Raw genomic sequence first — 16,165 nt, 5'->3', positions numbered from 1 at the left:
GACCGGCGGAGGTCGGCATATGCAACGCTGGACACACTCAAGGCCGTTCGGCCAAGCCTACGGTCCAGCATTGCATATGCCGACCTCCGCCTCGTTGCGCTGGAATGTCACGTTCAATCCGGCCGTGGTAAATCTGGCGAAACGTAACGTTACATATTGAGGAGGGAGTGGTTCGGACATACATTGTTCGACCGTAAAGACTTGGCCAGAGCGGCCCGGAGCGTGTCGAACAATGTATGTCCGAACCACTCCCGGATGCCGCTGAAACTAAGGGAGTGGGTGATCACGTGACGCAGACACGACGGCATCGGTGGGTGGTTCAGGAGCCGGGGATTCCGTTTGCGTTGGATGTGTTGTATGAGGATGCGGGGATTATCGTTGTTGATAAACCGCATTTTTTGGCCACTACGCCACGCGGCATGTGGTATCGCGAAACTGCGTTGATTCGCTTACGGGAACTCTATGGTGAGCCAGATATTGTGCCTGCACATCGATTGGATCGTCTCACGGCTGGCCTGGTTGTATTCGTGCGCGATCCTGCGCTGCGTGGCGCATACCAGATGCTGTTTCAAGAACGGCGCACCACCAAAACATATGAGTGTTTAGCGCCTGTGGCTCCGATTCAGCGGCCTCGTTATGGCACCATTGAACGATTGGAATCGCCGCGCGTGTTCCCATTGCGTCGTCGTTCGCGCATTGTCAAAGATCGTGGCATCTTGCAGGCATATGAGGAGCCAGGCGCAGTCAATGCGGAAACAGTCATCGAACTAGGGGAGCAGGTCAGCTACCAATCTGGTATTCGCGCGTACACGCTGCATCCGCGCACTGGCAAAACACATCAGCTGCGCGTACACATGAATTCGTTGGGACTGCCAATTATTGGTGACGATTTTTACCCGCAGATAGTTGAACGACCATACGATGATTTTTCACAGCCGCTTGAATTGATTGCACGTCGATTATCATTCACCGACCCGGTGTCAGGCGAGCTGCGCACATTCGTATCACGCATACCGTTAGGGCAGCACAACGCCTGAGCTTTATGAGTTGCATGTGATGGTTTGCGCGGATGATTCACTGCGCAAACCATCCGCGCAAACCATCACATGAGAAGCTGATGTGCAATGCGCTTAATTGTCGAGCTCACGCACAGAGCTGCGTTCCACCAGTTCTGCTGGCACAACGGTTTTTACGCCAGCGGGCACTTTAGCACCCTCGCACATGCGCTTGATCATGGCAAACGATTCACGACCAATCTCATTGAACTTCATGCGCATGGTGGTCAATGTCAGTCGCGGTACGAGCCCGGCAAGCGAATCATCAACGCCAACAACGCTCACATCTTCAGGCACGCGTTTGCCAGCCGCCTGCAATCCCAGCATTGCACCATACGCCATCTGATCATTAGCAGCATAAATTGCCGTGCAGTTGGGGTCATGTGCGAGTGCAAGACCGGCTTGATAGCCACTGTCAGCTTCCCAATCGCCAAGATACGTGGGCGGAATTGGCAATCCGAGTTGTTCAAGCGTGTCATGCCAGCCTTGTGCGCGGCTTTCGGCTGCGCGCGAGGATGAGGGGCCGGCGATGTGATACACGGTTTTATGTCCCTTGCTGAGCAGATAGTCAACAACTGCTGTAGAGCAACCGTATTGATCTGCGTCAATAGTGGGGCAGTAGTTCGCAGGATCTTCGGAGATAATGACCACCGGCAGATCCTTGGTTGGACGGAATTCGTCGAAATCAGTGATGTGCTGTTCGAGAATTACGATAACGCCGTCAACAGGCAGTTGCTTCATGCGTTCAATAGCGCTTTGCAGCGTACGATTTTTGCCTTCGCCGAACTTATGCACAGTGATGGCATAACCTTCGTCAACGGCTGCGCCGGCGATACCGTCGAGAATGCGCGCGTTACCATAATTCGTCATGTTAAACATGACGACGCCTACATCTTTGAAACGACCATGTTTCAACGCGCGCGCAGCATAATTGGGTCGGTAACCAAGCTTTTCCATGGCAGCTTCGACACGCTGACGCGTTTCCGGGCGTACGGCAGTGCTGCCATTAGCTACGCGTGATACTGTTTGTGGCGAAACGCCGGCGGCTTTGGCGACATCTTGCATCGATGCCGGTTGTGTGCGATCCATCATTTCCTGCTTTGTTATGTGAAACGTCTATGTTTTCGCTGCCATTATAGTAGACACAAATAGGCGACTTGCCGCACGCCTAAGTGGACAATTCCAACAATGGTGATATTATGATAACGCAAACATTTGTTGGAGTGTATGTGCGTCCATCGCCTTGCAATGTAGGGTGGCGAGTCGCACATACGCGGGGTTGATCCTTCGAAGGAGAGGGTTATGGCGTCTGTTGATGTTGCCGCGGGTACGTCTTCTGCGCGTGTGAATCGGCATCGTGCTGATTGGCGTGGTTGGAAGTTTATGTGGCCGTTTGCGGTTGTGTTTGTGTTTGTGTTTATCGTGCCGATTGTGTACGCGATCTATATCAGTTTCTTTCAGAAGAAGATGATTGGTGGCACGGTATTCGTGGGGCTTGCGAATTACGCGCGTTTGTTTGGTGATACGCAGTTCTGGTCTTCGGTGGTGCGTGTTGCTTTGTTTACGATTGTTCAGGTGCCGATTATGTTGTGCCTGGCGGCGTTGATGGCTCTGGCGTTGGATTCGATGAAGCTTCATGGTACGAAGTTTTTCCGTATCTCGACGTTTTTGCCGTATGCGGTGCCTGCTGTGGTGTCGACCATGATTTGGGGTTTTGTGTATGGTGCTAAATACGGCTTGGTTGGAAGCCTGAATGATTTGTTGGGTACGAATATTGACGTGCTTGCTCCTTCGGTGTTGCTGGCGTCGATCGGTAATATCGTGACGTGGGAGTTCACGGGTTATAACATGTTGATCTTCTACTCGTCTCTGTCTACGATTCCGCATTCCCTGTATGAGGCGGCGTCGATCGATGGCGCGTCGGAGTGGCAGATCGTGAAGAGCATCAAGCTGCCTGAGTTGAGGGGTTCTCTGGCGATTACGGTGATTTTTTCGATTATTGGTTCGTTCCAGTTGTTTAATGAGCCTTCGATTTTGCAGAATATGGTGCCGGGTAATGCGATTACGACGTATTACACGCCGAATATGTATGCGTATAACCTGTCGTTCACTGGTAACCAGAGTAATTATGCTGCTGCACTGGCGATTGTGATGGCTGTGATCACGATGGCGATTGCGTATGCGGTGCAGTTGAACAGTATGAAGGAGCAGATGAAGTAATGATGCTTGAGTCTGTACCTGTACTGGTGACTGTGGTTTTGAGTGTTGAGGAGTGTGCGTGATGAGTAGTGCGACTGGTGTGTCGTTGAAAGAGCAGGAGAGGGCTGCGCGTAAGGCTGAGAAGGCTCGTCAGAAGCGTGTAGCGGCTGACGAAAAAGCCGAGCGGAAACGTAGTGAAAAAGCGGGTTTTGCGAATGTGAATAATCCGCGTCGCTCAAAGTTGCTCACGTTCCTGTGTGCGATTTTTGCGGTGTATTGCTTGTTCCCGTTCGTGTATTTGGCGGTGAATGCGACGAAGACGCAGGCTGATTTCACGAGCACGTTTGGTTTGGGTTTCGGCCGTAGTTTCGCGCTGTGGGACAATATTGTTACGGTGTTTACGTATCAGGATGGGATTTTTGCGCGTTGGTTGATTAACACCCTGTTTTACGTGATTGTTGGTGCTGGTGGTGCCACACTGTTGGCGATTATGGGTGGCTACGCGTTGGCGAAGTTCCGTTTCCCGGGTCGTAATGCAGTATTCGTAGTGATCATTGGTGCGATTTCAGTGCCTGGTATTGCTCTTGCTGTCCCGCAGTTCCTCCTGTTCGCGAAACTGGGCTTGACGAATACGCCGTGGGCTATGATCATCCCGAGCCTCATCTCCCCGTTTGGCCTTTACCTTATGTGGATTTTTTCGGAGCAGGCGGTGCCGCAGGAATTGTTGGAGGCTGCTCGCGTGGATGGTGCTTCGGAGTTTCGTACGTTCTGGCAGATTAGTTTGCCATTGTTGGCTCCGGGTATTGTGACGACTGCGTTGTTTACGATTGTGGCGACGTGGAATAATTACTTCCTGCCGTTGATTATGTTGAAGGATGCTGACTGGTATCCGTTGACGATTGGTTTGAACCAGTGGAAGGATCAAGCCTCTACTGCTGGTGGTCAAGCTATCCAGAACCTGGTGATCACGGGCAGCTTGATTACGATTATTCCGTTGGTGATTGCGTTCCTGTGCTTGCAGAAGTACTGGCAGTCCGGTCTGGCCGCAGGCGCCGTCAAGGAGTAATCCACTACCAATTGATACTCATGCCGGAATCGATGTTTTCGTCGTTTTCGTCGGTTCCGGCACGAGTACCCTATATCACATACATCAGCCGATGCGGGCGTTCGGGTGAAGGCGCCCGGGCGCCCGCATCAGCGTTACACTGCGATACAACATCGCAGGCACGTTCACCTAACAACAAGGAGTGCACATGAGCAAGCGTAGAGAACATCGCTGGCCACAGCCTCTCAAAGGCTCACAAGCCCGCATTTGGTATGGCGGTGATTACAACCCAGACCAGTGGCCAGAAAGCGTCTGGGATGAAGATGTCGAACTAATGCAGAAGGCCGGCGTCAACCTGGTCTCCCTTGGCATCTTTTCGTGGGCAAAAATCGAGCCTGAAGAAGGCGTCTACGATTTCGACTGGCTGGATCGCATTATCGACAAGCTCGGCAAAGCAGGTATCGCTACCGATCTCGCTTCTGCTACCGCCTCGCCGCCACTATGGCTCACCCAAGCCCACCCGGAAGTGCTGTGGAAGGACTATCGCGGCGACACCTGTTGGCCAGGTGCACGCCAGCATTGGCGCCCCACCAGCCCAATTTTCCGCGAATACGCGTTGAACCTCTGCCGTAAGATGGCCGAGCACTACAAGGACAACCCGTACGTAGTTGCATGGCATGTTGGCAACGAATACGGTTGCCATAATCGCTTCGATTATTCGGATGACGCAATGCGCGCCTTCCAGAAGTGGTGCAAGAAGCGCTACAAGACCATCGATGCGGTCAACGAAGCATGGGGTACCGCGTTCTGGGCGCAGCACATGAACGATTTCTCCGAGATCATTCCGCCGCGCTTCATTGGTGACGGCAACTTCATGAACCCGGGCAAGCTGCTTGACTTCAAGCGGTTCAGCTCCGATGCGCTCAAGGAGTTCTACATCGCAGAACGCGACGTGCTCGCCGAGATTACGCCTGGCCGCCCGTTGACCACCAACTTCATGGTTTCTGCAAGTGGTACTGGTCTCGATTATGACGATTGGGGCAACGAAGTTGACTTCGTCTCCAACGATCACTACTTCACTCCAGGCGATCAGCACTTCGACGAGCTCGCCTACTCGGCATCGCTCACCGACGGCATCGCGCGCAAGGACCCGTGGTTCCAAATGGAACACTCCACGTCCGCAGTCAACTGGCGTCCAATCAACTACCGTGTGGAACCGGGCGCGCTGGTGCGCGACTCGCTCGCACAGGTTGCTATGGGTGCCGACGCGATCTGCTACTTCCAGTGGCGTCAGTCCAAGGCGGGCGCGGAGAAGTGGCATTCGTCGATGGTGCCGCATGCGGGCCCTGATTCGCAGATCTTCCGCGATGTATGCGAGCTTGGCGCTGACTTGGATCGTCTGTCTGACGCAGGCGTGCTGGGCACTCGTCTAGCCAAGTCCAAGGTAGCTATCGTATTCGATTACGAATCGCAATGGGCTACCGAGCACACGGCTACACCAACGCAGAAGGTACACCATTGGACTGAACCGCTCGACTGGTTCCGCGCGTTCGCAGACAATGGCATTACTGCTGATGTTGTGCCAGTGCGCTCCGATTGGGATACCTACGAGATTGCAGTACTACCGTGCGTGTACCTGCTGTCAGCGGACACGAGCCGTCGCGTGCGCGAATACGTAGCAAACGGGGGCAAACTGTTCGTCACGTATTACACCGGACTTGCTGACGAGCGCGATCACGTATGGCTTGGCGGCTACCCAGGTTCGATTCGCGATGTAGTCGGCGTGCGTGTGGAAGAGTTCGCGCCGATGGGCGACGATTTCCCCGGTGCTCTTGATCAGCTCAACCTCGACAATGGTACGGTTGCACACGATTTCGCAGATGTCATCACTTCTACTGCTGACACTGCTCGCGTACTCGCCTCCTATCAGGCAGATCCGTGGACCGGCCTGAACGGTGTTCCTGCCATCGTTGTCAACGAATACGGTGATGGCAAGACCGCATATGTTGGTTGCCGACTGGGCCGTGAGGGACTGGCCAAGAGCCTGCCTCAAGTATTCGATGCACTGGGCATTGAATCCTTCCCAGAGCGCGGTGGCGTACTGCGCGTGGAGCGCGGCGATGGCGAACATCGCTTCGCATTCCTGTTCAACCGCACGCATGAAACGCACGGCGTGCCGGTCGAAGGCGAAGTCTTGGTAGCATCCCTCGCACAGGTTTCGGGCGATACGCTCAGCATCAGCCCGAACGGTGCAGCGGTAGTCAAACTCCAGTAAGGCAGTAACCCGATCAAGCAGTACTACATACTGCTCACACGCAGGCAGCCGTTATCGGCGGCTACCAGCGTAGAGGCGCATGACAATACCGTCATGCGCCTCTTTGTATAAACGGCGGTGTGTAGACTCATACGGGTAGGTATCCACATGAGTTCGGCAGACAAGGGGCGATCATGGCGTTCAGACGAGCGAAGCGAATCATATCCGCAATATGCGTCGCTGCAGCAGCATTGTCTCTCGCTGCCTGCGCACAGTCAGATACGCGCACTACCATCACCGTCTGGTCATGGGAACCCAGCATGAAAGCGGTAATTCAACGCTTCGAAGCCGCTAATCCAGACATTCGAGTCAAACTCAACAACGTCAGCGGTTACGATCATCTCAACTCCGCAATCCAAGACGGTTACGGTACTCCTGACGTAGCGCAGCTCGAATACTTCGCGTTACCCCAGTACGCAGTCAGCGGCCAGCTGCTCGATATTACCGATCGCACCACTGGATATGGTGATTTTTACACCCCCGGCACATGGGCATCCGTACAGTTGGCGGGCAAAGTGTATGCACTGCCCATGGATTCTGGCCCGATGGCGTTTTTCTACAATGAGGACGTGTTCCGCCAAGCGGGCGTTGACGCCACGCAGATTAGAACATGGGATGATTACTACGAAGCCGCTAAAAAACTCAAAGAAATTGGCGTCTATATTGCTGCCGATGCTGGTGACGCAAGCTTCTACGATGCGATGATTTGGCTCGCGGGAGGCCGACCGTTCAGCACATCGTCTGATGGTAAGACTGTGACCGTAAACTTACACGACGATGAGGGCACACAAACCTTCACTGAATTCTGGCAACGCATGATTGATGAGGATCTGGTCAATACTCATTTGCAAACATGGTCAGAACGTTGGAAGAAAGCACTCGGTGATGGCAGCGTCGCATCCGTATTTGCTGGCGCGTGGATGCCGTCGCTCTTGCTTTCTGATGTGCCCGGTACTGCAGGATTATGGCGAGTTACACAAATGCCCACCGTTGATGGGTCTGCAACAAACGCAGAAAATGGCGGTTCAGCGCTCGGCGTGTTGCACACGACGCGCAAGCCGGAAGCTGCATTCCGTTTCGTAGATTTCGTATGCCATGACAAAGCTGGTATTGACGAGCGTGTTGACGGTGGTGCGTTCCCCGCAGATAACACAACGTTGAGTGATGACGCATTCCTGCGGAAAACAACCATTAAGGATTCGCGCGGTATTGCCATCCCATATTTTGGCGGCCAAGAATTCAACAAAGAACTGTCTGAGGCTGCTGAAACGGTATCAACCGGCTACCGTTACTTGCCGTTTGAAGTATATGCGCGTTCGGATTTCCGCGCGACCGTTGGCAAAGCATATGAATGGGAGAACATACGCCAAGCCTACGATGAAGCAAAAGCCAAACGTGATGCGGGCCTTACCGGAACAGATGGTAAAGCGATTGCCTTGCCTGAAAAACCCGGCAAGAAAGTGTCACTATCCGCAGGCATTGCTTTGTGGCAGAAAGATCTCAAAGAATACGGAGCAAATCAAGGTTTTACGATCAGCGAATAGCACAGCAATAGCACAAAACGGTAGAGAGCAGTTGCGCAATGTGAAGTGAGTGCAACCGCTCTATACCGCTTTGCATATGCTGCTATTTATTGCGTTGAGGATATTGCGTTGAGGGTACAAGTAATTACCGCGCATTGCGCTGATAAATCAACAACATGCCTTTAAAAATCAAATCAGGATCATACACATCAATCAGATCAGTATCATCGGCAAACACGCGCCCAAGCCCACCAGTAGCGATCACTTGGAAATGTTCGCCTTGCAATTCGCGGCGGAACTGATCGATCGTACGTTCAACACCACCGAGGAACGTGTAATACAAGCCGGCTTGCATGCAGGTTTTCGTATTCGTTCCCAAAATCGTCGTCGGCCGCGTAATTTCCACTTCCGGCAGCTGTGCAGTGTCCCCCCACAGCGCTGCCGCACCTGCGCGAATACCGGTAGTAATCACGCCTGCGTCAATCACACCATCAGCACTCACATGCGTAAACGTTGTCGCCGTACCAAAATCAGCCACTAGCACCGGGCCACCATACGTACGGTATGCGCCAACACAGTCCGCGAGAATGTCCGCGCCCAACGACTTTGGATCATCAACCCGCACATTCATGCCGGTTTTAACCCCCGGGCCAACAACCATTGGTTCAAGTCCAAGGAATTTAATAATGCTCGCGCGGAACGAATGCATGACCTTCGGCACCACCGAACAAATAATCACATCGTCAACATCACGTGGTGTGAAACCACTCATGCGCAAGAATTCAGTGAGAAATAATCCGTATTCGTCAGAAGTGTGGTTGGCTTTGGTGGTAATACGATACGTGCCAACGATGTCATCGTCTTGAAGAAAACCAAGCACGATATTGGTGTTGCCAATGTCCACTGCGACGAGCATATGCGTCCCCTCCACGAGCCGATAGCGACCTCAGTCGCGAAAACGGTGAACCCGGTTAGCAATCCTTGCTATTCGGGTTGTCATTCACTAAGGAATGATAGGACGAAAAGGGCGGCCTGTCGCTACAATGTCGTGTTGGCGGTCGACCCGTACGGGCGGCCAGCCGCACAGTTACGCAAAGAACTGCAAAGCATTGCAAAGAATTAAAGAGGAATCATGTCTGAACACACTGGTGCGTACGACAACACCGACGCAACCACTACATCTGCCAGCACTGATGCAAGTCTGGAAAGCCGAGCAAAAACGCCACAGCGCGGGCCAAAGCGTTGGCTGTGGGTAATCATTGCCGCCATCGTTGTCATTGGCATTGTTATTGCGCTCGCAATCACCGGGCGTAAAGGCAGCGATACCAATACGGCAAGCACGAACAATGCTGATAGCACTGTCACTATTGGCCTCAAACTCGCCCCCACAAATCTTGATATCCGCAATACTGCAGGCTCAGCTATCGACCAGATTCTGATCGGCAACGTGTATGAAGGGCTTGTTGCACGCGATGAGAACAATCAGGTTGTTCCCGCTATTGCGAAAAGTTGGGAACACAGCGCTGACGGCCTGACCTACACGTTCCATCTCAACGAGAACATGACATTCTCCAACGGTGACAAGCTTACTGCCGAAGATGTTGCATGGTCTATCAATCAGCTCATCAAAAACCAGTATCACGATGCTGACAGTCTCAACATGGTCAAGTCTGTAGCTGCCGACGATGATGCGAATACGGTGACCATCACGCTGAACACGGCCAATTCAAACCTGTTGTGGACGCTCACCGGCCGCCCCGGACTCGTGTTTGATAAAGACGCCAAGTACGATGCGAAAACTGAAGCTATCGGCTCCGGCCCATACACGGTAGCGAAGTTTGTAGCGAATGATTCCATCACGCTCAAAGCCAACGCTAACTATTGGGGTTCGCATAAGGCAAAGACCGCGACCATCATCGTGCGTTATCTCGCCGACGATAATGCAGCAGTCAACGCACTCAAATCCGGCGACGTGCAGGTGCTCGCTCCAATTACCGAAAATCTAGCCGAGCCGTTCACTGCAGATAGTGCGCATTACACCGTCAAAGCAGGCGACGATACCGACAAGTATGTGCTGGCATTCAACAATGCTGGTGAAAAAACAAGCGATAAGCGCGTACGCCAAGCGATCCGGTACGCGATCAATCACAAGGAACTCATCGCTTCACGCGGTGGCTCCGACAAGGCGCTTGGCGGTCCGATTCCGTCTCTTGACCCAGGCTACGAGGACCTGACCAACCTGTACCCCTATGATCTCGACAAGGCAAAAGCACTGATGGCTCAAGCTGGCTATAGCGAAGACAAGCCATTGCAGTTGAGCCTAACCTACGCGAACATTTATGGTACTGAACTTGGCGATCAGCTGCGTAGTCAACTGCAAAAAATCGGCATTGATTTGAAAGTCAATGTTGTCGAATTCTCCACGTGGCTGCAGGACGTGTATACCAATAAGGATTATGATCTCTCGCTCGTAGACCACAATGAAAGCCACGATTTCTACCAGTGGGCCGACCCAACGTACTACTACGGTTACGACAACAAGGACGTGCAGGATCTGTACGCGAAGGCTATCGCTGCCACTAGCGATGAGGAACGCGACCAGCTGCTCGCACAAGCCGCGAAGGTCGTCTCCGAGGATGCTCCCGCTGACTGGCTGTTCAACTACCGTGTAACCACCGCGTGGGTGAAGGGCGTGAACGGCTTCCCTGTAAACCTCAATCAAACGCTGCTGCCGCTGTACAACGTGACGTATACGAAGCAGTGATGATTGCAACAGGTGAGTTACATAAAGGCGCAGTGCATGAGCCGTTACGTAACTCACCTGTTGGCAATCGCGTTCAATTGCGTGTAATCGTAAAGGAGCCACCATGCGATTCGTCATCCGACGCTTAGCACTGTTCGCAGTGGCACTGTTTGGTATTTCTCTCGTCGTATTTGTTGCCCTGCGTATTTTGCCAGGCGATGTCGCTTCGATTATGGCCGGACTGAATTCGCCACCTGAGCGCGTTGCCGCATTGCGCGAACAATTAGGACTCAACCGTTCACTGCCTGCACAATACGCCGACTGGGTGAGCGCGTTATGCCATGGTGATTTCGGAACCTCAGTGCTTACCGGGCGTTCCGTTGGCGCACAAGTTGGCGCTCGCGCGCAAGTAACCTTTCCGCTCATTACGCTTGGTTTACTCATTGCCATGGCTTTGGGCATTCCGTTAGGTTGTGCAGCGGCGCTCGCGCGCAAACCGGCGGTGCGCGCGGCATTTCATGTTGTGGCGATTATCGGCGGATCAGTTCCCGCGTTGTGGGGCGGCCTGCTCATGATCCTGCTGTTTTCGCGCGGTTCCGGTCTTATCGCAGTGTTTCCCTCGCAAGGATTTCCGCAAGCTGGCTGGTCTGATCCAGGCGCTGCAATGATGTCGCTGATTCTGCCAGCATGCACGGTCGGCATTATTGTAGGCGCCGGTTTGATGCGCTATACGCGTGCTGCTCTTGCACAAACCGCGCAGTCGGATGCTGTAGCAATGGCGATGGCATGCGGTATGACGCGCACGCAAGCAATCTTGCGCGTCGGATTGCGTTTAGCTACCGCGCAACTGGTTTCCGTGATTGGATTGACGTTTGCTGAGATGATCACGGGCGTAATGGTTATCGAAAACCTGTTTGCATTGCCAGGAATTGGCGCAGGCTTGATTACCGACGTTGGTAACCGTGATTTGATTGCGGTGCAAAGCGAACTGTTTATGCTTGCCGCATTTTTCCTTGCCATTGGACTGATCGTTGACTTGCTGCACCGAGTGCTCGATCCTCGTCTTCAATCAGCTGGAGATAATGCGGAGGTGAATGCATGAGCAACATGACCGAAACATCCAATACAACCGATACAACTACAACGCTGACGGAGCGCAACGAACGCAAGAACGAGCTGCCTCGCAATGCCGCGGAAGTTACTACCACTGCTACTCGCCGTCGCAAGCCACTCATTGTCGTGCGCAGCATGTGGTCTCACACAGAAGGCCGATTTGCGCTGATCGTCATGGCAGTATGGCTGGCTGTCTCGCTTATCTCTCTGATCTGGACGCCATATTCACTACTTGCCACCGACGGCTATCACGTGTGGGCAAAACCGTCTGCTGCGCACATACTCGGCACTGATGGCACCGGTGCCGACGTACTCAGCTGGCTGATGGCTGGCTCACGCACGAACCTGCTTATTGTGATACTCACCATCGCTTGCGCAGCCGCTTTTGGATTACTGCTTGTTGCCGCAATGGTCAGCCGACATTCTGCGCTCGCAGGCGCGTCTGTAGTAGCAGTTGACGCGCTTATCTCTATTCCAACAGTGCTACTCGCGCTGATTCTTGCAGTGCCGCTTGGCGCTTCGATTATGGTCATTGTTGTCGCCTGCGGTTTTGGCTACGGTTTGAATCTGGCTCGCGTTGCCCGCCCGCAAGCGCTGCTCGCTGCACGTTCAGCATATGTAGAGGCTGCATTGTGGAGTGGCGCGTCAAGCCTGCGCGTGTTTGTTGGCCATGTGCTGCCGAATATTATGCCGGTGATGCTGGTGCAATTGTCGTTGTCTGCCGGCACCGCAGTGTTGGCAGAAAGCGGTTTAACCTATCTTGGCATTGGCGTGCCATCTGGCGTACCCAGTTGGGGCCATTCACTGGCAACTTCGGTGAAGTTTATTAACGTGTACCCGCTTACCGTGCTGTGGCCTGGCCTCATCGTAACAGTGGTGGTTATTGCGTTGAATTTGCTAGGCGACGCTTTAGGCGATGCTGCTGATCCGCTTGCGAATACGCAACTGCGGGTTGTAAGCAAACGCGCGGGTACGAATCCTGCTGGCGATAAGGGGAGTGCTGCATGAGCGTTGATATTCAATCGTTATCGGTGACGCTCGGCTCTGTGCAGATTGTGCATGATGTAAATGTGCATATTGCCAATGGTGAGCGCGTTGGTTTGGTTGGCGCGTCTGGCTCTGGTAAATCGATGATCGCCAAAGCCATGCTGGGATTACTGCCGGTTGATGCGCACGTTACAGGGTCGCTCATGCTTGGCGATGTCAATACTGCCAATGCGAGTGAACGTACGTTAGCTGATGTGCGCGGCCGATATGTGGGTACTGTGTTTCAAAATCCTGGCTCCGCATTGAATCCGGTGCTGCCAGTTGTGCGGCAGATTGAACTACCGCTTAAGCTGCATTACAACCTGAATGCAACTGAACGCTACGAGCGCGCAATGACCATGCTGCATAAAGTTGGTCTTGATGATGATATTGCGCGCGCGTATCCGCATCAGCTTTCTGGCGGCCAACAGCAGCGTGTTGGTATTGCTACGGCGTTGGTTACTGCACCGCGGTTGATTATTGCTGATGAGCCAACTACTGCGCTTGATTCAATTACGCAACGGCAGATTGTTGATCTGCTGGTGTCACTTGTAGACGATGCTGGCGCGTCAATGCTGTTCATCACCCATGATTTTGCGGTGTTATCGCGTGCGACAACGCGCTCCTACGTGCTGGATCGTGGCGAAATTGTCGAATCAGGTGACACCGAGCAATTGTTGACTCACCCGCAGTCGGCACATACGCGTGAACTGGTGCATGCGGCACGTGAGCTCACGTTGCGCGCAACGCAAACTGAGAGTGCGCAGAACACTGTTCTTGCTGACAATAGTGGTATGAGCAGTGTGGCAACTGGCACGTTGACGAGCAAGACAGAGGAGGGGCGCGCATGAGTGAGCAGGTGGAGACGCTTGCAACGCGCGGTGACGTGGTGCTCAGCGGTCGCGGAATCTGCAAATCATATGGCAGCCGTGGCGGTAAGCGGGCAGAGCGTCATCAAGTGCTGTTTGACGTTGACGTTGACGTGTACGCGGGGGAGTGCCTCGCTGTGATTGGCGGTTCTGGTTCCGGCAAGTCAACGCTTACGCGCATTCTGCTTGGATTAGAGCCTGCTGATTCGGGAACTATTACCTACCGCGGTGCGGTAGTACAACGGCATAATGCTGCGGCGCGCGTGTTGCAACATGATTCTGGATTGGTGTACCAAAATCCATTTTCTTCGATAGATCCTCGATGGACAGTAGGCGACACGGTTGCTGAGCCGTTGCTGATTCGAGCGGGAAAGCGCAGCACAGTATTAGGTACGGTTTATGAAACACTGGCGCGCGTGGGATTGGATCCGGTGGAGTTTATCGACCGGTATCCGATGCAATTGTCCGGCGGTCAAGCGCAACGTGTTGCTATTGCTCGTGCGATTGTTACTGAACCGACGGTGATTCTTGCGGATGAGCCAATGAGTGCGATTGATGTGCCATCGCGTTTGCAAATTTTGCGTACTTTCGACTTGATTCGCAAAGTGCGCCCTGAAACCGCGCTGATTATGGTCTCGCATGATCTTGGCGTAGTGCAACACATTGCTGACCGGGTTCTGGTATTGCATGATGGCCGTTTGGTGGAAACTGGTTCGACTACCGATGTATTGGAACATCCGCGCGACGAGTACACCAAACGGCTTATTGACGCTGCTTCACTGTCGTAGATTGTCAACAATGTGCTGACAATCGTCGTCACACAACTTGGTTCATCGTTCCGCCGGTGAAGAATGAAGCTACTGATTCAACTACTTGCCGCGTGAGATTCGCGCATGCTTCATCGTTGCGCCAGGCAACATGCGGGGTGAGTATAACGTTGTCGAGTGCGCGCAGCGGATCATCATCAGGCAGTGGCTCGCAGTCGAACACGTCCAATCCAGCACGAATATCGCCACGTTGCAACCGTTGCGTTAACGCGCCGGGCGCGATGATTTCCGAGCGTGCGGTGTTGATGAACAGGGTGCCAGCACGTAAACGATCCAGTATGCGCGCATTGATCATGCCGCGCGTTGATTCATTGAGCGGCAAATGCAGGCTGACGATGTCGCCTTGCGCAAACAGATCGCCTAAATCGTCAACTAACGTAACACCTAGTTCGCGAGCAGCCTGCTGATCAACATGCGAGTTCCATACCAGTACGCGCATGCCGAACCCGTTGGCGATACGAGCCATGGTTTGCCCGATGCCACCAAAGCCAGCTAAGGCAATCGTTTTGCCATGCAAGCCAATACCGTCAGCACCTTGCCAACTGCCCGAATGTACTTGCGTGTTTAAACGGCCAACTTCACGAGCGAGCTCCAGAATGAGCGCGAACGCGTGCTCAGCTACCGCACTGTCGCCATATCGCACAACATTGCATACGCGAATGCCTAGCTGTTGCGCAGTAGCAAGACTGATGTAACTGGCTACGCCAGTGCCACCGAATGCGAAGCAGCGCACGTGGCTGCTGAGTTGGTTGAGCATATCGTCGGAAACATGGAAGCCGATAACGATGAGTGCATCGGCATCAGCTGCGCGTTGAAGAATCTCATCAGTGTCAAGTGTGAACTGCGTGTACATGCGTACGCGAGCGATGTTATGCAGCAAGGAAAAGTTGGCGCGGAATGCGTCGATCATGGATTCGACGACATCGGGCATTACTACTAGCGGAAGATCAGTACGCTCCGGTTGTGTTTCCAGCACAGATGTATTCGTGTGTGTATTCGTCATAAGGCCACCCTAATGCGTGCGATGCTCGTGCGCAGTCGGTGTAATGCGCTCGTGAGACGGAATACATGGATGACAGCACGGTGAATTCTTCGCGACACGCCGTGAATAATGCGTAATGTGCGCGCAGAATGCCTCGTGAAGGGCTAATCTGGGAACAGATAGAGGCTGATTATGCCTTTTGCGACACGCCGAGAGAGCCGTTTGTTTTCAACGGTTCTCGGTCTTGTTGTGCGCGCTTGATTTGCGTGGTGTTGTGTGTTCGTGTATGTTTATCTCTTGCTGCTCAGCACGGCGGGGTTCTGCTCTTGTGGGGTTTTGCCTTGTTGGTGTGGTGGTGGTTTGAGAACTCAAGAGTGTGTTTGTACTACTTTTTGTCTAATGATTGCCAGTTTGACTGTCGCCTTGATGCTTGTTTGGTGTTGGGGTCCATGAGAGTGGTTAATGATGG

Annotated in this window: 14 protein-coding genes; 11 read left to right on the top strand and 3 right to left on the bottom strand. The window is 53.3% G+C overall.

Annotated elements, in window-relative coordinates:
• The first annotated feature begins 314 nt into the window (after positions 1-314).
• Positions 315-1,037: a pseudouridine synthase gene (locus tag D2E25_RS08505; protein ID WP_241217120.1), complete on the top strand. Its 723-nt coding sequence runs from the start codon at positions 315-317 to the stop codon at positions 1,035-1,037.
• Between the two features lie 93 nt (positions 1,038-1,130).
• Here the strand turns inward: D2E25_RS08505 and D2E25_RS08500 are convergent, their stop codons facing one another.
• Positions 1,131-2,144, bottom strand: coding sequence for a LacI family DNA-binding transcriptional regulator (locus D2E25_RS08500; RefSeq protein WP_125982002.1), 1,014 nt, complete (start codon positions 2,142-2,144; stop codon positions 1,131-1,133).
• A 213-nt stretch (positions 2,145-2,357) separates the two neighbouring features.
• Between D2E25_RS08500 and D2E25_RS08495 the strand changes: the two genes are divergently transcribed.
• The 4 genes from D2E25_RS08495 (at position 2,358) to D2E25_RS08480 (ending at position 8,157) form a co-directional block, all read left to right on the top strand.
• Positions 2,358-3,275 (top strand): carbohydrate ABC transporter permease, encoded by a 918-nt coding sequence (locus D2E25_RS08495; protein ID WP_125981812.1) that lies wholly within the window; start codon positions 2,358-2,360, stop codon positions 3,273-3,275.
• Between the two features lie 61 nt (positions 3,276-3,336).
• Positions 3,337-4,320 carry a carbohydrate ABC transporter permease gene (locus tag D2E25_RS08490; protein ID WP_125981810.1) on the top strand — a complete coding sequence of 328 codons (984 nt, stop codon included), beginning with the start codon at positions 3,337-3,339 and terminating at the stop codon, positions 4,318-4,320.
• A 187-nt stretch (positions 4,321-4,507) separates the two neighbouring features.
• Positions 4,508-6,574 carry a beta-galactosidase gene (locus D2E25_RS08485; RefSeq protein ID WP_125981808.1) on the top strand — a complete coding sequence of 689 codons (2,067 nt, stop codon included), beginning with the start codon at positions 4,508-4,510 and terminating at the stop codon, positions 6,572-6,574.
• Positions 6,575-6,747: 173 nt separating this feature from the next.
• A complete protein-coding gene (locus D2E25_RS08480) occupies positions 6,748-8,157 on the top strand; it encodes an extracellular solute-binding protein (protein ID WP_125981806.1) in 1,410 nt (469 codons plus the stop codon).
• Positions 8,158-8,281: 124 nt separating this feature from the next.
• Here the strand turns inward: D2E25_RS08480 and D2E25_RS08475 are convergent, their stop codons facing one another.
• Positions 8,282-9,052 carry a type III pantothenate kinase gene (locus D2E25_RS08475; RefSeq protein ID WP_125981804.1) on the bottom strand — a complete coding sequence of 257 codons (771 nt, stop codon included), beginning with the start codon at positions 9,050-9,052 and terminating at the stop codon, positions 8,282-8,284.
• A 216-nt stretch (positions 9,053-9,268) separates the two neighbouring features.
• Here D2E25_RS08475 and D2E25_RS08470 point away from each other — a divergent pair, with 216 nt between their 5' ends.
• From D2E25_RS08470 to D2E25_RS08450, 5 genes are all read left to right on the top strand, one after another.
• The gene (locus D2E25_RS08470; RefSeq protein ID WP_125981802.1) at positions 9,269-10,900 is read left to right on the top strand and encodes an ABC transporter substrate-binding protein; all 1,632 of its coding nucleotides are present in this window, start codon (positions 9,269-9,271) and stop codon (positions 10,898-10,900) included.
• Between the two features lie 103 nt (positions 10,901-11,003).
• On the top strand, positions 11,004-11,981 hold the full coding sequence (locus D2E25_RS08465) for an ABC transporter permease (protein ID WP_125981800.1): 978 nt from the start codon (positions 11,004-11,006) through the stop codon (positions 11,979-11,981).
• A gap of 146 nt (positions 11,982-12,127) precedes the next feature.
• The gene (locus tag D2E25_RS08460) at positions 12,128-13,000 is read left to right on the top strand and encodes an ABC transporter permease (protein ID WP_125982000.1); all 873 of its coding nucleotides are present in this window, start codon (positions 12,128-12,130) and stop codon (positions 12,998-13,000) included.
• Positions 12,997-13,869, top strand: a complete 873-nt coding sequence (locus D2E25_RS08455; protein WP_125981798.1) for an ABC transporter ATP-binding protein — start codon at positions 12,997-12,999, stop codon at positions 13,867-13,869. Before D2E25_RS08460 ends, D2E25_RS08455 begins: the two co-directional genes overlap by 4 nt.
• Positions 13,866-14,675, top strand: a complete 810-nt coding sequence (locus D2E25_RS08450) for an ABC transporter ATP-binding protein (RefSeq protein ID WP_125981796.1) — start codon at positions 13,866-13,868, stop codon at positions 14,673-14,675. The genes D2E25_RS08455 and D2E25_RS08450 overlap by 4 nt, the downstream gene beginning before the upstream one ends.
• A gap of 28 nt (positions 14,676-14,703) precedes the next feature.
• Here D2E25_RS08450 and D2E25_RS08445 read toward each other — a convergent pair whose 3' ends face one another.
• The gene (locus D2E25_RS08445; protein WP_125981794.1) at positions 14,704-15,717 is read right to left on the bottom strand and encodes a D-2-hydroxyacid dehydrogenase family protein; all 1,014 of its coding nucleotides are present in this window, start codon (positions 15,715-15,717) and stop codon (positions 14,704-14,706) included.
• 128 nt (positions 15,718-15,845) lie between these two features.
• On the opposite strand from D2E25_RS08445, the gene D2E25_RS10595 reads away from it, so the two are divergent.
• Positions 15,846-16,165, top strand: a 320-nt coding sequence (locus D2E25_RS10595) for a hypothetical protein (RefSeq protein ID WP_206430762.1), incomplete at its 3' end; no start/stop codon positions are given.

The sequence above is a fragment of the Bifidobacterium goeldii genome (assembly GCF_003951095.1).
Classification (GTDB): Bacteria; Actinomycetota; Actinomycetes; order Actinomycetales; family Bifidobacteriaceae; genus Bifidobacterium; species Bifidobacterium goeldii.
The sequence above is the reverse complement of the archived record's forward strand: the minus strand, read 5'-3'. Positions and strand labels throughout refer to the sequence as shown.